Consider the following 18,107-nt stretch of genomic DNA (forward strand, 5'->3'; position numbering starts at 1 on the left):
GCTCGAGCAGCGACGACGCGGGATCTAGGAGATGGCGCGGGCGGTGTAGCGCCCGCCCTCCTCGGTCACCGTGAGCGCCAGGCCGAAGGCCTCGCCGAGCGTCTCGGCGGTGATGACCTCGGCGAGAGGACCGGCCGCGATCACGGAGCCCTTGCCGAGCAGCAGGGCGTGCGTGAAGCCTCGCGGGATCTCCTCGACGTGGTGAGTGACCATGACGATGGCGGGGGCACCCTCCGAGGAGGCGTAGCCGCCGAGCATCTGCAGGAGCTCCTCGCGGGCGCCGAGGTCGAGGGAGGCGGCGGGCTCGTCGAGGAGGAGCAGCTCGGGGTCGGTCATGACCGAGCGGGCGATCTGGACGCGCTTCTGCTCCCCGTCGCTCAGTTCGCCGAAGAGGCGCTCGGAGAGGTGGTCGAGCTTCCACTCGTCGAGGACGCGGTGCGCACGACGGACGTCGACGCTCTCGTACTCCTCGTTCCAGCGACCGGTGACCGAGTACGCCGCGGTGAGGACGACGTCGACGACCTTCTCCTTGGCCGGGATGCGGCGGGCGATCGTCGTCGAGGCGAACCCGATGCGGGGCCGCAGCTCGAAGAGGTCGACGCTCCCGAGGTCTTCGCCGAGGATCTCGACGTCGCCCGAGGACGGGTGCGTCTGCGCTGCCGCGACCTGGAGGATGGTGGTCTTGCCCGCGCCGTTGGGCCCGAGCACGACCCAGCGTTCGTCGGAGTCGACCGTCCAGGAGACGGAATCGACGACCCGGGAGCCTTCCCGGACGACGGACACATCGGTGAGCTGGAGAACGGTCGGCATGGGTCGACTCTATTCCACGCCGGCCGTGTGGGCCGCGCACGGACCGGGTCTGTGGACAACTCGTGTCGCGGCCCTCGCCCTCCGCGTCAGACGAGGGAGCGGTAGACCTCGAGGGTGCGGTCGGCGATGTTCGACCAGCTGAAGTCCTGCTCGGCGCGGGCGCGACCGGCGCGTCCCATGAGGGCGGCGAGACCCGGATCCTGCACGGTCTCGATCAGTTTGTCGGCCAGGTCGCGGACGAACCTCTCCGGGTCGAGGGGGGTGCCGGTACCGTCGTCGGCCTGCTCGATCGGGACGAGGTGACCCGTGAAGCCGTCGGCGACGACCTCGGGGATCCCGCCGGTGGCCGTTCCGACCACGGGCAGCCCGCACGCCATGGCCTCGAGGTTGACGATGCCGAGGGGCTCGTAGACGGAGGGGCAGACGAAGACGGTCGAGGCGGAGAGGACCGCGCAGAGCTCGTCGCGGGGCAGGATGCGCTCGATCCAGACGACGCCGGTCCGCGACTCCTGCAGCTCCTCCACCAGCCCGGTCACCTCGCGCATGATCTCGGGGGTGTCGGGAGCGCCGGCGCAGAGGATCAGCTGGACCTCGGGCGGCAGCAGCGCGGCGGCCCGCAGGAGGTACGGGAGGCCCTTCTGGCGCGTGATGCGGCCGACGAACACGACGGCGGGGCGGTCGGGGTCGATGCCGAGGGAGCGGACGATCTCTGGCTCGTCGAGCCGGCGCCAGCCCTCGAGGTCGATGCCGTTGTAGACGACGCTCACCTTGGACTCGTCGATCGACGGGTAGGACCGCAGGATGTCGCGTCGCATCCCCTCGCTGACGGCGATGACGGCGTCGGCCGTCTCGTACGCCTGCTTCTCGATCCAGCTCGACACGCGGTAGCCGCCTCCGAGCTGCTCGGCCTTCCAGGGCCGGAGCGGCTCCAGGGAGTGCGCGGTCAGGACGTGCGGGATCCCGTGGAGCATCTGCGCCAGCTGACCGGCAGCGTTGGCGTACCAGGTGTGCGAGTGGACGACGTCCGCGCCCTCGACGTCCTGGGCGATGGCGACGTCGACGCCGAGGGTCTTCAGGGCCGGATTCGCGTGGGAGAGCTCGGCCAGGTCGGGGTAGCCGGTCGTGCCGTCCTCCTCGACGGCGTTCCCGAACGCTCGGACGCGCACGTCGATCGACGGACGGAGGGCTTTGACCAGCTCCGTGGCGTGGACTCCGGCGCCTCCGTAGACGTTCGGCGGATATTCCTTGGTGATCACATCGACTCGCACGGCCCTAACGTAGTCGCCCGCGTGTCAAACGTGCCATTCTGGCTCCATGGCATCAAAGAAGATCTTCGGCATCGTTCTCGCTGGCGGAGAGGGCAAGCGGCTGATGCCCCTGACGGCGGACCGCGCGAAACCCGCCGTCCCCTTCGGCGGCAACTACCGTCTCATCGACTTCGCCCTCTCCAACCTCATCAACTCCGGCCTCCGGCAGATCGTCGTGCTGACGCAGTACAAGTCGCACAGCCTCGACCGCCACGTGTCGCAGACCTGGAGCATCGAGGGTCTCCTCGGCGCCTACGTCGCGTCGGTGCCGGCGCAGCAGCGCCTGGGCAAGCGGTGGTTCGCCGGATCCGCCGACGCGATCCTCCAGAGTCTCAACCTGCTCCGCGACGAGAAGCCCGACATCGTCGTCGTGGTCGGCGCCGACCACGTCTACCGGATGGACTTCGCCCAGATGGTCGAGGCGCACATCGCCTCCGGCAAGAGCGCGACCGTCGCCGCGATCCGCCAGCCGATCTCCCTGGCCGACCAGTTCGGTGTCATCCAGGTCGACCCCTCGGACGCCACGCTGATCGACAAGTTCCTCGAGAAGCCCAAAGACCCGGTGGGCCTCAGCGACTCCCCCGAAGAAGTGCTCGCGTCGATGGGCAACTACGTCTTCAACGCCGACGCCCTCATCGACGCCGTCCTCCGCGACGGCGAGAACCCCCTGTCGAACCACGACATGGGCGGCGACATCATCCCCGACTTCGTCTCGCGCGGCGACGCGGCGGTCTACGACCTCAACCGCAACGACGTCCCGGGATCGACCGAGCGCGACCGCTACTACTGGCGCGACGTCGGGACGATCGACTCCTTCTACGACGCTCACCGCGACCTCATCGCCGCGCTCCCCGTCTTCAACCTCTACAACACGGCGTGGCCGATCTTCAGCCAGCAGCTCAACTCGCCCCCGGCGAAGTTCGGGCGCGACGAGCACGGGAACCCGGGCTCGGTCATCGAGTCGATCGTCTCCCTCGGGACCCTCGCCGTCGGCTCGCACGTCGAGCGGAGCGTCGTCGGGCCCTGGAACACGCTCGACTCGGGCTCGCGGGTCGTCGACTCCGTCCTCTTCGACCGCATCTACGTCGGGAAGAACTCGATCGTCAACCGCGCCATCCTCGACAAGGACGTCGTCATCGTCGACGGGGCCCACGTCGGCCTCGACGCCGAAGCGGACCGGGCCCGCGGGTTCACCGTGACCCCGTCGGGCATCACGGTCGTCGGCAAGGGCGTCCGCGTCGAGCCGTGAGCGCCCCGTTCTCCGGTCGCCGTGACGCCGTGCCCGCAGGCCTGACCGGCCGGACGACCCGCGAGGCGTAACACTGCCGCTCAGCCGCTAGCGTGGAGGAGTGCCGCGCTTCCTGGTCGTCCTCGACGTCGACTCCACTCTCATCGAGAACGAGGTCATCGAGCTCCTCGCCGACGTGGCGGGGTCCCACGGAGCCGTCCGCGACATCACGGAGCGGGCGATGGCGGGGGAGCTCGACTTCGCGGAGAGCCTCCGGGAGCGGGTCGCGACCCTGCGGGGGCTGACGGAGGCCGACGTCGACGGCGTCGCCACGCGGATCCTGCTGACCCCGGGGGTCCCCGAGATGATCGCCGGCGTCCACGCCGCCGACGGACTCGTCGCCGTCGTCTCGGGCGGATTCCACGAGCTGCTCGATCCGCTCGCGGAGCGGCTCGGCCTCGACCGCTGGCGGGCGAACCGGCTCGAGGTCTCCGGGGGCGTCCTCACGGGCCGTGTCGCCGGGCCGATCGTCGACGCCGCCGCCAAGGCCGCCGCCCTGACCGAGTGGGCGCAGGAGTCGCGGGTCCCCTTGTCGAGGACGGTCGCCGTGGGCGACGGCGCCAACGACCTCGAGATGATGCGTGCGGCCGGCCTCTCGGTCGCCTTCGACGCGAAACCGCGTGTGCGCGAGCGGGCCGACGTCTCGATGGCCAGCCGCGACCTCTCGCAGGTGCTGCCGCTGCTCGGGCTGCGCGGCTGAGCCGAATTCCGCGTCCGACCCGATCCTGCCGTCGCCGCCCGATCGGAGAGCGCTAGCGCCGGTCGGGGATCAGTGGCCCATCCCGAGGCCGCCGTCGACGGGGATGACGGCTCCCGAGACGTAGCCGGCGTCGTCGGACGCGAGCCACGTCACGGCCTTGGCCACGTCGTCGGTCGATCCGAAGCGGCCCGCGGGGATCGACTTCTTGTACTCCGCCTGCTGCTCGGCGGGGAGCACGGCCGTCATGTCGGTCTCGATGAAACCGGGGGCGACGACGTTGGCCGTGATGCCGCGGGCGCCGAGCTCGCGGGTCACGGAGCGGGCGAAGCCGACGAGGCCCGCCTTCGACGAGGCGTAGTTCACCTGGCCGGCGCCGCCGTAGAGGCCGACGACGCTCGAGATGAGGACGATCCGGCCGAAGCGCGCCTTCAGCATGCCCTTCGACGCGCGCTTGACGACGCGGAACGCGCCTCCGAGGTTGGTGTCGAGCACCGAGGTGAAGTCGTCCTCCGACATCCGCATCAGCAGGGTGTCCTTCGTGATGCCCGCGTTCGCGACGACGACCTCGACGGGCCCGAGGGCACCCTCGATCTCGGTGAAGCCGGCGTCGACGCTCGCCGAGTCGGTGACGTCGGCGCGCACGGTCAGGCTGCCCTCGGGACCCTCGCCCGATCGGGCCGTCACCGCGACCCGGTGGCCGTCGGCGACGAACTGCTGCGCGATCGCGAAGCCGATGCCGCGGTTCCCACCGGTGACGAGGACGGTCCGGGGCGTGGTCATGTGGTCTCCAAGTTGTTCGATGACGAGTGATCCGCCGCGGGAGATGCTTCGAACCTCGACCGCTGCGACCCCGACAAGCCTAGTCTCGGGACAGACGACTTAGCATTGACCCGAGCGTCACCCCCGAATCCCCCAAGCAGATGAAGACCACCATCAAGACTCCCCACCGGGGCCGGAAGGCCGCCCCCATGAACTCGATCACGACCCTCCCGCCGTCGCCCGCCGACGAGCGCCGCGGTCGCATGATCCGGTACTCCCTGGCGATGCTCGTGCGCATGGTCTGCATCATCGTCGCGTTCCTCGTCCCCGGATGGTGGGCGCTGGTCCCCGCGATCGGTGCGATCGTCCTCCCCTACGTCGCGGTCGTCCTGGCCAACGTCGGCCAGGAGGGCGAGCGCGGTCAGGTGGAGGCGCCGGGCGGACTCCAGATCTACCGGCCCGAGCCCGTGTTCGACCCCGCCGACTACGAGCCCTCGCCGCGTGACCCGTTCGCCTCCGCCGACAGTGCGGCGAGCGACAGGCGGCCCCGAGCCGGAGGCACGGGCGAGACCCAGCCCAGTCCTCGATGATCCTCGGCTCCCCCGGGCCCGACGTCGTCCAGTGCTCCCGCGCGGGCTGCCGCGCGGACGCCACCCGCGCCGTCCACTGGAGGAATCCCAAGATCCACTCCGTCGACCGAGTGAAGACCTGGGCGGCCTGCGACGAGCACGTAGACTTCCTCGAGGGTTTCCTGCGGTCCCGCGACTTCCCCGTGGTGGTGACCGCACTGGGTGTGACCGTCGAATCGGTCGGAGCGGAGGCGTCCTCGTGAAGGAGTGGCGATTCGCGCTGTCCCGCAAGTGGCTGGGGTACTTCGCGGTCGCCGTCGTCTTCGCCATCGTGTGCGCGTTCCTCGCCCACTGGCAGTGGCAGCGCCGGGCCGAGAACCTCGCCCTGCTCGACCGGTTGAACGCCAACTACAGCGCCCAGCCCGTCGCTCTCACGAGCATCCTGCCGGAGCTCTCGTCGTACAGCGACGCCGACGAGTACCGCCCCGTGAAGGTCACCGGGACCTACCTCGTCGACAAGACGTTCCTCGCCCGCGACCGCAGCTACAACGGCTTCCCGGGCTTCGAGGTGCTCGTCCCCCTCCAGACCGCGTCGGGAGACGTCTTCATCGTCGACCGCGGCTGGGTCCCCACCGGCAACCGGCAGGACGCCCCGGACTCGATCCCCGCTCCCCCGAGCGGAACCGTCACCGTCGTCGCCCGCCTCGCCCCCGCCGAGCCGACCGTCCCCGGTCGCACCGACATCCCGGGCACCAACCAGCTCGCCGTCATCAAACCCGGCGACATCGCCTCCCGGATCCAGCTCCCCACCTACACGGCCGCCTTCGGTCAGCTCCGCAGCGAGTCGCCCAAGGCCGCCGACCTGCCGAAGCTCGCGCAGAAGCCGCAGGTCGACTACGGGCTCAACCTCTCGTATGCGATCCAGTGGATCCTGTTCGCCCTCGCCGCCTTCGCCTTCTTCGGCTACGTGATCCGCCAGGAGTACGACGCGATCCACAGCGACGAGGAGGACCAGCGCTGGCTCGAGGAGGCCCGGGCGTACCGCCGGTCGCGCCGGGGCCCCGACGACGCCGAGATCGAGGACGACCTCCTCGACGAGGTCGGCTACGAGGGGTCGGAGCCGGGCACCAGGATCGGGCGCTGACGCCGGCTCCGCCGGCGTCCTGCGCCTTCCGGTCACGCCAGCGTGATCAGATCCGAGTAGTCCTTCGTCCAGTGGTCCTCGGTGCCGTCGGGCATGATCAGGACGCGCTCGGGGTTCAGCGCCTCCACGGCACCCTCGTCGTGGCTCACGAGGACGACCGCGCCCTCGTAGTTGTTGAGCGCGTCGAGGATCTCGAGGCGGCTCGCCGGGTCGAGGTTGTTGGTGGGCTCGTCGAGCAGGAGCACGTTCGCCCCCGACACCACGATCATCGCCAGCGCCAACCGCGTCTTCTCGCCGCCGGAGAGCACACCGGCGGGCTTCGCCGAGTCGTCGCCGGTGAAGAGGAATGAGCCGAGGACGCGTCGCGCCTCCATCTCGGTGATGTTCGGCGACGACGACACCATGTTCTCGAGCACGCTGCGCTTGACGTCGATGGTCTCGTGCTCCTGCGCGTAGTAGCCGACGCGCAGCCCATGACCCGGTTCGAGCTGCCCGGTGTCGGGCTCGTCGACTCCGGCCAGGATGCGGAGCAGGGTCGTCTTGCCGGCACCGTTGAGCCCCAGCACGACGACCTTCGATCCGCGGTCGATCGCGAGGTCGACCGCCGTGAAGATCTCCAGCGATCCGTAGCTCTTGGAGAGGTTGGACGCCATGAGCGGGGTGCGACCGCAGGCCGCGGGAGTCGGGAAGCGCAGCTTCGCGACGCGATCGACGGCGCGCACCTCCTCGAGACCCGCCAGGAGCTTCTCGGCCCGCGCCACCATCTGGTGAGCGGCGGCGGCCTTCGAGGCCTTGGCGCCGAAGCGGGCCGCCTGCTTCTGCAGGGCTCCCGCCTGCTTCTCGGCGGTGGCGCGCTCCTTCTTGCGACGCTCCTCGTCGGACGCGCGCTGGCGCTGGTAGTGCTTCCAGCCCATGTTGTAGATGTCGATCTGCTGGCGGTTCGCATCGAGGTAGAAGACGCGGTTGACGACCTCGTCGACGAGCTGGATGTCGTGGCTGATGACGATCACCCCGCCCTGGTAGGTCTTGAGGTACTCGCGCAGCCAGACGACGCTGTCGGCGTCGAGGTGGTTGGTCGGTTCGTCGAGGATCATCGTGTCGGCGGCCGAGAACAGGATGCGGGCCAGCTCGATGCGACGTCGCTGACCGCCCGAGAGGGTCGACAGCGGCTGCTCCAGGATGCGATCGGGCAGGCTCAGATTGCTCGCGATCGACGCGGCCTCCGCCTCGGCCGCGTATCCGCCGAGGGCGTTGAACCGGTCGTCGAGGTCGCCGTAGCGCTTCATGGCCTTCTCGGCCACGACCGGATCGGGCGACCCCATCTGCTCGGTCGCCTCGCGGATGCCGAGCAGGATCTGGCCGAGCCCCCGGGCGTCCAGGATGCGGGTGCGCGCGAGGTCCTCCGGGTTGCCGGAGCGGGGATCCTGCGGCAGGTAGCCGATCTCGCCCGTCTTCTCGATGGTGCCGCCGGTCGGCAGGGTCTCCCCCGCCAGCGTCTTGGTCATGGTCGTCTTGCCGGCGCCGTTCCGGCCGACCAGGCCGATCTTGTCGCCCTTGTCGACCCGGAAGGTGACGTCCTCCATGAGGAGGCGGGCGCCCACGCGAATCTCGAGGTCGTGCACGGAAAGCACAGCAAAAGTCCAATCATCTGAGGAGGTGTCCACAACGCTGCCCGCCGATGGGCCGCCCCTAGGATGATAGGGATCGAGCGTGGAACCGCTGATGAACGCGTTAGGCGTCGGTCAACCTACCCATTCTAGGAGATTGCATGACGAACACCGCCGCACCCGCTCTCCGGCCCGTCCTGGCCGACCGTTTCGTGACGCGCAGCCTCGCCACCGACGCCGCCCTGATCGCGGGCGGCGTGGCCGTCATGGGCGTCCTCGCGCAGGTCACGGTGCCCCTGTGGCCCGTCCCCGTCACCGGGCAGACCCTCGGCGTGCTCCTGGTCGGCGCCACCCTCGGGGCGCGCCGCGGTGCGCTCTCCCTGCTCGCCTACATGCTCGTCGGGCTCGTGGGCCTTCCGATCTTCGCCGACGCGAACGGCGGGTTCTCGAGCATCCTGCTGCCCAGCTTCGGCTTCGTGATCGGATTCGTCCCCGCCGCCTTCGCCATCGGCTGGCTCTCGGAGCGCGCCTGGGACCGCCACGCCGCCCGATCGCTCGTCGGTTTCTTCCTGGCGAGCCTCATCCCGTTCGCGATCGGCCTGCCGTGGCTCGCCGTCGCGCTCGGCAACCTCGGCTACCCGAACGACTTCGCCGCGGTCATGGCCGCCGGGTTCACGCCGTTCATCGTCGGCGGGCTCGTGAAGTGGCTCATCGCCGCAGGGGCTCTGCCGCTGGCCTGGCGCCTCACCGGGCGTCGGTAGCCTCCGGGCGCACGCCCCCGCGGCGTGCGCCTCCCCTGCACACGACGAAACCCTCGGTTCCGGCTTCCGCGGTGGTCCTAGGACCACCGCGTCGGCCGGAACCGAGGGTTTTCGCGTCGATGCGCGTGCTAGATGCTGAAGCCGATGGCGCGCATCATGTCGCGACCGTCGTCGGTGATGCGGTCGGGGCCCCACGGCGGCATCCACACCCAGTTGATGCGGAAGGCCTCCACCACGCCGTCGAGGGCGTTGGCGGTCTCCGACTCGATGACGTCGGTGAGAGGGCAGCCGGCGCTCGTCAGCGTCATGCTGATGATCAGGGCGTCTTCGTGCTCGTCGTCCATGGCCAGGTCGTAGATGAGGCCGAGGTCGACGATGTTGACGCCGAGCTCCGGGTCCATGACCTCCTTGAGCGCCTCTTCGACCTGGTCGAACTTCTCCGGAGCGAGTGCGACGGCCACGGTCAGCTGCCGTTCGCGGCGGCGGCCGCGGTGACGTAGCGGTCGTAGCCCTCGTTCTCGAGCGTGTCGGCGAGCTCGGGGCCACCCTGCTCGGCGACACGGCCGTCGACGAAGACGTGGACGAAGTCGGGCTTGATGTACCGCAGGATGCGCGTGTAGTGGGTGATCATCAGGATGCCCAGATCGGTGGCCTGGTGGGCGCGGTTCACGCCTTCGCTGACGATCTTCAGTGCGTCGACGTCGAGGCCGGAGTCGGTCTCGTCGAGGATCGCGAACTTCGGCTTGAGGAGCTCGAGCTGCATGATCTCGTGGCGCTTCTTCTCGCCGCCCGAGAAGCCCTCGTTGACATTGCGCTCGGCGAAGCTGGGGTCCATCTTGAGGTCGCTCATGTGCGAGCGGAGGTCCTTCACCCAGGTGCGGAGCGCAGGAGCCTCGCCGTCGAGGGCGGTCTTCGCGGTCCGGAGGAAGTTCGCGACCGTGACGCCCGGGATCTCGACCGGGTACTGCATGGCCAGGAAGAGACCGGCCTTCGCGCGCTCGTCGACCGACATGTCGAGCACCTCGACGCCGTCGAGGCGGATGGAGCCGCCGTCGACCTTGTAGCGGGGGTGCCCGGCGATCGTGTAGGCGAGGGTCGACTTGCCGGAGCCGTTGGGGCCCATGACGGCGTGGATCTCACCCTTCTTGATGGTGAGGTCGACACCCTTGAGGATGGGCTTGTTGCCCTGGTCGGTGTCGATCGAGACCTGGAGGTCGCGGATTTCGAGGGTGGACATCGTGTTCCTATCTGTGGCGCTGAGAAGAAATCGGGGTGCGGTCTACGAGGCGATGTTGACGCTCGTGTCGACGTACACGTCGCCGTCGACGACGGAGACGGCGAAGACCGGCACGGGCTCGTAGGCGGGGAGGGTGAGCGGCTTGCCCGACGTCAGCTCGAACTTCGAGCCGTGGGCCCAGCACTCGAGGCTGTCGTCCTCGACGAAGCCCTCCGAGAGGGAGATGTCTCCGTGCGTGCAGGTGTCGCCGATGGCGTGCAGCGTTCCGGAGGAGTCGCGGACGACCGCGACGGCGACACCGTCGACGACGACCTTGATCGCCTCGGCGACGCTGACGTCGGAGTCGGAGCAGACCTTCGTCGCCATCAGAGGGTCGCCCCGGGCTGGCTGTCGACGTAGGGCGCGCGGACCGGAGCCGTGGCTCCTGCCTGCGCTCGCGCCTCGGCGCCGTCGGTGAGCTCGGCCTCGAGGGAGGCGATCAGTCGCTCCTGCAGGTCGGAGTCGCCGATGCGCTGGACGATCTCGCTGAGGAAGCCGAGGACGACGATGCGTCGGGCCTCCTCCTCGGGGATGCCGCGCGACTCGAGGTAGAAGAGGTGCTCGTCGTCGAACCGGCCGGTGGCGCTGGCGTGACCGGCTCCGAGGATGTCGCCGGTCTCGATCTCCAGGTTGGGGATCGAGTCGGCGCGCGTGCCCTCGGAGAGGACGAGGTTGCGGTTCTGCTCGTAGCTGTCGGTGCCGGGGGCGGTCCGCCCGATGAGGACGTCGCCGATCCAGACGGTGCGTGCGCCCTCGCCCTGGAGCGCGCCCTTGTAGTTCACGCGGCTCTTGGTGGTCGGGGCGTCGTGGTTGACGTAGACCTGCTGCTCGAGGTGCTGGCCGGCGTCGGCGAAGTAGACGCCGTTGAGGTCGGCGTCGGCGCCCTGCTCCGCGAGGTGCGAGGAGGTGTTGACGCGCACGATCGACCCGCCGAGGCTGACGACGAAGTGCTTGAGGACCGCGTCGCGACCGAGGCGCGCACGGTGGCTCGCGAGGTGGATCGCCTCGTCGTCCCACTCCTGGACGCTCACGACGGTGAGCTGCGCCCCCTCGTCGACGACGATCTCGACGTTCTCGACGAGGTTCGCGGGCCCGGAGTTCTGCAGGATCACGATGCTGGAGGAGTTGGCCGTCGCGTGGACGATCGTGTGACCCGCCCGGGCGCTCGTGTCGAGGCCGGACCGGCCGATCGTGATCGACGACGGCTCGTCTCCCGTCAGCGTGACGAGGAGGACGTTCTCGACGTTCGACGCGGCGTTCGCAGCGGCTTTGTCCTCCGGCGCGCCGGCCCTGCCGACGAGCTCGTGCGACGTCGACACCCACTCGACGGCGGCCCCGGGCGTCTCGCGCGCCAGGTAGGCGTAGGGCGAGCCGTCGAGGGGACCGTCGATGAGATGACGGAGGCGCGACACGGGGCTGAGCTTCCAGTCGACCTCGCGACCCGTGACGTCGGGGAACGCGGTCGGGTCGGACGACGTGAAGCGCTCGGACCGCGTCTGCACGGGGATCCGGCTCCAGCCGCCGTCGCTGTGGGCCTTCGCGCCGTGCTGGACGGGCTCGACGAGGGGGGTCTCGGTTGCTGCGGGAGTTGCGGACATCTATCCGACGGATCCTTCCATGCTCATCTCGATGAGCTTGTTCAATTCGAGGGCGTACTCCATCGGGAGCTCACGGGCGATGGGCTCGATGAAGCCTCGGACGATCATGGCCATGGCCTCGTCCTCCGCCATGCCGCGCGACATCAGGTAGAAGAGCTGCTCCTCGCTGACGCGCGAGACGGTCGCCTCGTGGCCGAGCTGCACATCGTCGACCCGGATGTCGATGGCCGGGTACGTGTCGGAGCGGGAGATGGTGTCGACGAGGAGAGCGTCGCAGCGGACCGTGTTGGCGGAGTGGTGCGCACCCTCGTCGACGCGGACCTCGCCGCGGTAACCGGCGCGGCCACCTCCGCGGGCGATCGACTTCGAGACGATCGACGACGTCGTGTACGGCGCCATGTGGATCATCTTCGCGCCGGCGTCCTGGTGCTGGCCGGGGCCGGCGAAGGCGACGGACAGGGTCTCGCCCTTGGCGTGCTCGCCGGCCAGGTAGATCGAGGGGTACTTCATCGTCACCTTGGAGCCGATGTTGCCGTCGATCCACTCCATGGTGGCGCCCTCGTGGGCGATGGCTCGCTTGGTCACGAGGTTGTAGACGTTGTTGGACCAGTTCTGGATCGTCGTGTAGCGGACGCGGGCGTTCTTCTTCACGATGATCTCGACGACGGCGGAGTGCAGCGAGTCGCTCTTGTAGATGGGAGCGGTGCAGCCCTCGATGTAGTGCACGTAGCTGCCCTCGTCGGCGATGATCAGCGTGCGCTCGAACTGGCCCATGTTCTCGGTGTTGATCCGGAAGTAGGCCTGCAGCGGGATCTCGACCCGGACGTTCTTCGGCACGTAGACGAAGGACCCGCCGGACCAGACGGCCGTGTTGAGCGCGGCGAACTTGTTGTCGCCCGCCGGGATCACGGTGCCGAAGTACTCCTTGAACAGCTCGGGGTGCTCGCGCAGCGCCGTGTCGGTGTCCATGAAGATGACGCCCTGGGCCTCGAGGTCCTCGCGGATCTGGTGGTAGACGACCTCGGACTCGTACTGAGCCGCGACGCCGGCGACGAGGCGGTTGCGCTCCGCCTCGGGGATGCCGAGCTTCTCGTACGTGGCCTTGATGTCGTCCGGGAGCTCCTCCCAGCTGCCGGCCTGCTTCTCGGTCGAGCGCACGAAGTACTTGATGTTGTCGAAGTCGATGCCGGAGAGGTCGGCTCCCCAGGTGGGCATCGGCTTGCGCTCGAAGAGCGCGAGGCCCTTGAGGCGGTTGGCGAGCATCCACTCGGGCTCGCTCTTGAGGTTCGAGATGTCGGTGACGACCTCGGGGTTCACGCCACGGCGCGCGGACGCGCCGGCTGCATCGGAGTCGGCCCAGCCGAACTCGTACTGGCCGAGCCCTTCGAGTTCCGGTCGGTCAATCAATACGTCGGACATACCTAAACCTCTTCCTGTGTCTGACGAACGCGCTCTGCCTGAAGAACGCGAGGAACACTCGGGGCATTCCCTCTTCGGCACGACAGAGCTCGCAGCTTGCGCTGCTTAGAATCGTCGAGTAGCTCCGCTGCTCCCTCTGATGAGGGTGCAGTCGGCTGAGGCCCGTGAATGCGGCCCCGGCTGGTGGTCTCTCGACTCGGCGGTCGCCGTCGACCCGCCCGTTCCGGATGTATTCCCGAACCCCACGATTCTACAGGTCGAGGCTCGAAAAGTGACGAAGGGCAGCAATCCGTGAGCAACGCACAGGCAACGGCCACCGGACTGGTTTCGCGAGTATGGTCCTGGCTGCCCGACACCGTCGACCGCCGCGTGCGATTCCTCGCCTGGGCGTCGTTCGTCTGCCAGGTGGTGCTCATCGGCACCGGCGGGCTCGTGCGCCTCACCGGGTCCGGACTCGGCTGCCCGACCTGGCCCCAATGCACCGACGGGTCGTTCGTCTCGACGCCGGAGATGGGCATCCACGGGATCATCGAGTTCGGCAACCGGTTGCTCACGTTCGTGCTCGTGATCATCGTGATCGCGGCGTTCGTCAGCATCCTGCGATTCCGTCGCCAGCGGCGGGACCTCTTCCGCCTGACCCTGATCCAGGGACTCAGCATCCCGTTCCAGGCCGTCGTCGGCGGTCTGAGCGTGCTCGCCAAGCTGAACCCGTACGTCGTCGGCTCGCACTTCGTGATCTCGATGATCCTCGTGGCCCTGACCGCGACGCTCGTCTACCGGGCCTACCGCGGGCCGCGCGGGACCTCGTCGGCGACGCCGTCGTGGTACGCCACGTTGGCTCGTGTGGCAGCGGTGTTCGTCGGGATCACGGTGGTCCTGGGCATCCTGACCACTGGTGCCGGCCCCCACGCCGGAGACGCCAACACGCATCGCAACGGATTCGACACGACCGTCATCCAGCACGTGCACGCGATCCCGGCGTACGTGCTCTTCGCCCTGACGCTCGTGCTCGTCGTCGGGGCGCTCCGCTCCGGGCTGCCGCGACGGTTCCCGTCTCTCCTGCTCGGTGTCGAGCTGCTGCAGATCGTCGTGGGGCTCACCCAGGCGCGGACGGGACTCCCCGCCGGGCTCGTCGGCACGCACATGGTCCTGGCAGGCCTCCTCGTGGGGGCGATGACGGCGGTCGTGCTGACGCTGCGGGCTGACGCCGACCTGACGAAGCCGGTGCCCGAGGCGGCGGAGGTCGCTGCGGCCTGACGTTCGGCGGCGCGCCGAGGGACCGCAGGATGTGAGACTCCACGTTTGGCCACGCCGGGCGAAGGTGAGTGGCGTGTCGTGGAGTCTCGCCGGGGGCGTGGGCGCAGCGCGCGCGGGATTGCGTGACGTGAGACTCCGCGTTTGGCCACGCCGGGCGAAGGCGAGTGGCGTGTCGTGGAGTCTCGCCGGGGGCGTGGGCGCAGCGCGCGCGCGGGGTGGAGCTGCCTAGAAGGGCAGGAGCGGGTCGATCCCGACCGCGAGGAAGATCAGCGTCAGATACGTGATCGACGAGTGGAAGACCCTCATCGGCTGCACCTCGGCGACGTGCTGGATGGCACGACCGTAGAGGCGGTGCGACTCCCAGATGAACCAGGCCCCGCTCGCCACGGCGACCGCCGTGTAGACGACTCCCATGTGCGCGACCGGCACGAGCAGCAGCGAGCACGCGACGGTGGCCCACGCGTAGAGGATCACCTGGAGGCCGACGTGGGCGCGACCGCGGACGACGGCCAGCATCGGCACGTTGACCGACGCGTAGTCGTCGCGGTAGCGCATCGACAGCGGCCAGTAGTGCGGCGGGGTCCAGAGGAAGATGACGAGGAACAGGATGACCGGGGCCCAGGTGAGCGACCCGGTGACGGCCGCCCAGCCGATGAGGACCGGCATGCATCCGGCGATGCCGCCCCAGACGATGTTCTGCGGGGTGCGGCGCTTGAGCCAGAGCGTGTAGACGAAGACGTAGAAGAGGATGGCGCCGAGCGACAGGGCGGCGGAGAGCGGGTTGACCGTGAACCAGAGCCAGACGATCGAGGCGACGCCGATGACGTAGGCGAACACGAGAGCCTCGCGATCGCTGACGTCGCCCGTGACGAGCGCGCGATCCTTGGTGCGCTTCATGATGCGGTCGATGTCGCGGTCGATGTAGCAGTTGAACGCGGAGGCGGAGCCGGCGCTCAGGGCGCCGCCGATCAGCGTCGCCGCGATGAGCCAGAGATTGGGCACGCCGCCCTGGGCGAGGAACATCGTCGGAGCGGTCGTGACGAGCAGGAGCTCCATGACCCGGGGCTTGGTGAGGGAGACGTACGCACGGACCTTGCGTTTGACGCCGATGCGGGCTCGACCCGCTTCGGGGCCGGAGCGAGTGTCGAGTGCAGCAGTCATACGTCCTCTGGGAAACGGGCCCCGGAGTGGGGCGGGCGGCCGTCGGAGAGCCCGACCTCGGCCTTGGCAGAGTCTAAACGATGAATGTCTACGCTCACGGCGATAAGCACGACGTCGAGCGGACGGCGGAACCCGGTACCTCCCTATACTGGCAGGTGCTTGCCAGTTGCAGCACCCGGGCGCCGACCTCACTGATCGTGTCGATGTCGCCCTAGACGCATGTCTGCAGCGGGGCCGATAAGCCTGAGTCGACGGAGCCTCGGCAGGCGCCATGTCAGTGCGGGGGCGAAACCCGTGCTATCTCGCATCAAGAAGGGTCATCTTCAAGTGGCAGATCTGCAATGGGAATCCATTGACAACAAGGCGGTCAACACGGTTCGCGTCCTCGCGGCCGATGCGGTGGAGAAGGTGGGAAACGGCCACCCCGGAACGGCGATGAGCCTGGCACCCGCTGCCTATCTCCTCTTCCAGAAGGTCATGCGGCGTGACCCCAGCGACAGCACCTGGATCGGTCGCGACCGGTTCATCCTCTCCGTCGGGCACTCCTCGCTCACGCAGTACATCCAGTTCTACCTCGGCGGCTACGGCCTCGAGCTCGAGGACCTCGAGGCGCTCCGCACGTGGGGCTCCAAGACCCCGGGCCACCCCGAGTTCGGCCACACCGACGGCGTCGAGATCACGACCGGCCCGCTCGGCCAGGGTCTCGCCAGCTCCGTGGGCATGGCGTACGCGGCACGCTTCGAGCGCGGTCTCTTCGACCCCGAGGCTCCTGCCGGTACCAGCCCCTTCGATCACTTCGTCTACGTGATCGCCGGCGACGGCGACATGCAGGAGGGCGTGACCAGCGAGGCCGCGTCCCTCGCGGGCCACCAGCAGCTCGGCAACCTCATCGCGATCTACGACTCCAACCAGATCTCGATCGAGGACGACACCAACATCGCCTTCACCGAGGACGTCCACAAGCGCTTCGAGGCCTACGACTGGGACGTCCAGGTCGTCGACTGGAAGAAGACCGGCGAGTACGTCGAAGACGTGCAGGAGCTCAACGACGCCATCGACCGCGCCAAGGGCGTGACCGACAAGCCGTCGCTCATCATCCTGAAGACGATCATCGCGTGGCCCTCCCCCACCAAGCAGAACTCCGGCAAGTCGCACGGCTCCGCCCTGGGTGCCGAGGAGATCGCCGCGCTCAAGCGCGTCGTCGGCTTCGACCCCGACAAGTCGTTCGACGTCGACCCGGAGGTGCTCGAGCACACCCGCAAGGCCGTCGAGCGCGGCCAGGCGCAGCACGCCGAGTGGAACGCCCGTCTCGACGAGTGGGCTGCGGCCAACCCCGAGAAGAAGGTCCTCCTCGACCGGATCCTCGCGGGCGACCTGCCCGAGGGCCTCGCAGAAGCCCTCCCGGTCTTCGAGCCCGGCAAGGACGTCTCGACCCGAGCCGCCTCCGGCAAGGTCATCAACGCCATCGCCGGCGTCGTCCCCGAGTTCTGGGGCGGATCGGCCGACCTCGCCGAGTCGAACCTCACGACGATCACGAACGCGCAGTCGTTCGTGCCGACCGAGTGGTCGACTCACGAGTGGACGGGCAACCCCTACGGACGCGTCCTCCACTTCGGGATCCGGGAGCACGCCATGGGTGCGATCCTCAACGGCATCGCCCTCCACGGCAACACGCGCCCGTTCGGCGGCACGTTCCTGATCTTCAGCGACTACATGCGCCCCGCGGTCCGCCTGGCGGCCCTGATGAAGTCGCCGGTCACCTACGTCTGGACCCACGACTCCGTGGCGCTCGGCGAGGACGGCCCGACCCACCAGCCGGTCGAGCAGCTCGCCGCCCTCCGCGCGATCCCGGGGCTCGACATCGTGCGTCCCGCCGACGCCAACGAGACCGCCTACGCCTGGCTCACCATCCTGCAGCGTCACTCCGGCCCCGCCGGTCTCGCGCTCAGCCGCCAGAACCTCCCCGTGTTCGAGCGCGGCGACGGCGACGCCGAGGGCGAGACCTTCGCGTCGGCCAAGAACGTCGCCAAGGGCGCCTACGTCCTCGCCGAGGCCCCGGGCGGAACGCCCGACGTCCTCCTCATCGCCACCGGCAGCGAGGTCCAGATCGCCGTCGAGGCCCGCGAGGTCCTGCGCGGCGAGGGCATCAACGCCCGCGTCGTCTCGGCCCCGTCGCTCGAGTGGTTCGACGAGCAGAGCGCCGAATACCGCGAGTCGGTCCTCCCCGCCGGCGTCAAGGCGCGCGTCTCCATCGAGGCCGCCGTGTCGATGTCCTGGAAGGGCATCGTCGGTGACGCCGGACGCAGCGTCTCGATCGAGCACTTCGGTGCCTCGGCCGACTACAAGACCCTGTACGAGAAGTTCGGGATCACCACGGAAGCCGCCGTCGCCGCGGCCAAGGATTCGCTGGCCGCTCTCTGAGCGCCCGGCCAGTACAGAAGGTAACGACAC

General features: G+C 69.0%; 18 protein-coding genes. 8 read left to right on the forward strand and 10 right to left on the reverse strand.

Annotated elements, in window-relative coordinates:
• Positions 1 to 24: 24 nt before the first annotated feature.
• Complete coding sequence (locus tag AS850_RS07005) at positions 25 to 810, reverse strand: ABC transporter ATP-binding protein (protein WP_119868459.1); 786 nt, start codon at positions 808 to 810, stop codon at positions 25 to 27.
• Between the two features lie 86 nt (positions 811 to 896).
• The gene (gene glgA, locus AS850_RS07010) at positions 897 to 2,078 is read right to left on the reverse strand and encodes a glycogen synthase (protein ID WP_119868460.1); all 1,182 of its coding nucleotides are present in this window, start codon (positions 2,076 to 2,078) and stop codon (positions 897 to 899) included.
• Between the two features lie 46 nt (positions 2,079 to 2,124).
• On the opposite strand from glgA, the gene AS850_RS07015 reads away from it, so the two are divergent.
• Both AS850_RS07015 and serB read left to right on the forward strand, forming a co-directional pair.
• The gene (locus AS850_RS07015) at positions 2,125 to 3,366 is read left to right on the forward strand and encodes a glucose-1-phosphate adenylyltransferase (RefSeq protein ID WP_119868461.1); all 1,242 of its coding nucleotides are present in this window, start codon (positions 2,125 to 2,127) and stop codon (positions 3,364 to 3,366) included.
• Between the two features lie 100 nt (positions 3,367 to 3,466).
• Positions 3,467 to 4,105, forward strand: a complete 639-nt coding sequence (serB, locus tag AS850_RS07020) for a phosphoserine phosphatase SerB (protein ID WP_119868462.1) — start codon at positions 3,467 to 3,469, stop codon at positions 4,103 to 4,105.
• A gap of 69 nt (positions 4,106 to 4,174) precedes the next feature.
• On the opposite strand, the gene fabG is transcribed toward serB, so the two are convergent.
• Positions 4,175 to 4,885 carry a 3-oxoacyl-ACP reductase FabG gene (fabG, locus tag AS850_RS07025; protein WP_119868463.1) on the reverse strand — a complete coding sequence of 237 codons (711 nt, stop codon included), beginning with the start codon at positions 4,883 to 4,885 and terminating at the stop codon, positions 4,175 to 4,177.
• Positions 4,886 to 5,025: 140 nt separating this feature from the next.
• On the opposite strand from fabG, the gene AS850_RS07030 reads away from it, so the two are divergent.
• From AS850_RS07030 to AS850_RS07040, 3 genes are read left to right on the forward strand one after another with little or no spacing between them, the layout of a single operon-like run.
• The gene (locus tag AS850_RS07030) at positions 5,026 to 5,454 is read left to right on the forward strand and encodes a DUF3099 domain-containing protein (RefSeq protein ID WP_236940867.1); all 429 of its coding nucleotides are present in this window, start codon (positions 5,026 to 5,028) and stop codon (positions 5,452 to 5,454) included.
• Positions 5,451 to 5,696, forward strand: coding sequence for a hypothetical protein (locus AS850_RS07035; RefSeq protein WP_119868464.1), 246 nt, complete (start codon positions 5,451 to 5,453; stop codon positions 5,694 to 5,696). The genes AS850_RS07030 and AS850_RS07035 overlap by 4 nt, the downstream gene beginning before the upstream one ends.
• The gene (locus tag AS850_RS07040; protein ID WP_119868465.1) at positions 5,693 to 6,577 is read left to right on the forward strand and encodes an SURF1 family cytochrome oxidase biogenesis protein; all 885 of its coding nucleotides are present in this window, start codon (positions 5,693 to 5,695) and stop codon (positions 6,575 to 6,577) included. The genes AS850_RS07035 and AS850_RS07040 overlap by 4 nt, the downstream gene beginning before the upstream one ends.
• Positions 6,578 to 6,609: 32 nt before the next feature.
• Here AS850_RS07040 and AS850_RS07045 read toward each other — a convergent pair whose 3' ends face one another.
• On the reverse strand, positions 6,610 to 8,208 hold the full coding sequence (locus tag AS850_RS07045) for an ABC-F family ATP-binding cassette domain-containing protein (protein WP_119868466.1): 1,599 nt from the start codon (positions 8,206 to 8,208) through the stop codon (positions 6,610 to 6,612).
• A gap of 137 nt (positions 8,209 to 8,345) precedes the next feature.
• Here AS850_RS07045 and AS850_RS07050 point away from each other — a divergent pair, with 137 nt between their 5' ends.
• Positions 8,346 to 8,945 (forward strand): biotin transporter BioY, encoded by a 600-nt coding sequence (locus AS850_RS07050; RefSeq protein ID WP_119868467.1) that lies wholly within the window; start codon positions 8,346 to 8,348, stop codon positions 8,943 to 8,945.
• A 128-nt stretch (positions 8,946 to 9,073) separates the two neighbouring features.
• On the opposite strand, the gene AS850_RS07055 is transcribed toward AS850_RS07050, so the two are convergent.
• The 5 genes from AS850_RS07055 to sufB all read right to left on the reverse strand — a co-directional run bounded on the left by AS850_RS07055 (position 9,074) and on the right by sufB (position 13,238).
• Positions 9,074 to 9,346 carry a metal-sulfur cluster assembly factor gene (locus tag AS850_RS07055; protein ID WP_236940897.1) on the reverse strand — a complete coding sequence of 91 codons (273 nt, stop codon included), beginning with the start codon at positions 9,344 to 9,346 and terminating at the stop codon, positions 9,074 to 9,076.
• A gap of 62 nt (positions 9,347 to 9,408) precedes the next feature.
• Positions 9,409 to 10,182 carry a Fe-S cluster assembly ATPase SufC gene (sufC, locus tag AS850_RS07060; RefSeq protein WP_119868469.1) on the reverse strand — a complete coding sequence of 258 codons (774 nt, stop codon included), beginning with the start codon at positions 10,180 to 10,182 and terminating at the stop codon, positions 9,409 to 9,411.
• Between the two features lie 42 nt (positions 10,183 to 10,224).
• On the reverse strand, positions 10,225 to 10,548 hold the full coding sequence (locus AS850_RS07065; protein WP_119868470.1) for a non-heme iron oxygenase ferredoxin subunit: 324 nt from the start codon (positions 10,546 to 10,548) through the stop codon (positions 10,225 to 10,227).
• On the reverse strand, positions 10,548 to 11,819 hold the full coding sequence (gene sufD, locus AS850_RS07070) for a Fe-S cluster assembly protein SufD (protein WP_119868471.1): 1,272 nt from the start codon (positions 11,817 to 11,819) through the stop codon (positions 10,548 to 10,550). Before sufD ends, AS850_RS07065 begins: the two co-directional genes overlap by 1 nt.
• Positions 11,820 to 13,238 carry a Fe-S cluster assembly protein SufB gene (sufB, locus tag AS850_RS07075; protein WP_119868472.1) on the reverse strand — a complete coding sequence of 473 codons (1,419 nt, stop codon included), beginning with the start codon at positions 13,236 to 13,238 and terminating at the stop codon, positions 11,820 to 11,822.
• 291 nt (positions 13,239 to 13,529) lie between these two features.
• Between sufB and AS850_RS07080 the strand changes: the two genes are divergently transcribed.
• On the forward strand, positions 13,530 to 14,495 hold the full coding sequence (locus tag AS850_RS07080) for a COX15/CtaA family protein (protein WP_236940868.1): 966 nt from the start codon (positions 13,530 to 13,532) through the stop codon (positions 14,493 to 14,495).
• Between the two features lie 225 nt (positions 14,496 to 14,720).
• Here the strand turns inward: AS850_RS07080 and AS850_RS07085 are convergent, their stop codons facing one another.
• Positions 14,721 to 15,656, reverse strand: a complete 936-nt coding sequence (locus tag AS850_RS07085) for a heme o synthase (RefSeq protein WP_119868474.1) — start codon at positions 15,654 to 15,656, stop codon at positions 14,721 to 14,723.
• Between the two features lie 327 nt (positions 15,657 to 15,983).
• Between AS850_RS07085 and tkt the strand changes: the two genes are divergently transcribed.
• The gene (gene tkt / locus AS850_RS07090) at positions 15,984 to 18,077 is read left to right on the forward strand and encodes a transketolase (protein WP_119868475.1); all 2,094 of its coding nucleotides are present in this window, start codon (positions 15,984 to 15,986) and stop codon (positions 18,075 to 18,077) included.
• Positions 18,078 to 18,107: the final 30 nt, after the last annotated feature.

Source organism: Frondihabitans sp. 762G35, from assembly GCF_002074055.1.
Classification (GTDB): Bacteria; Actinomycetota; Actinomycetes; order Actinomycetales; family Microbacteriaceae; genus Frondihabitans.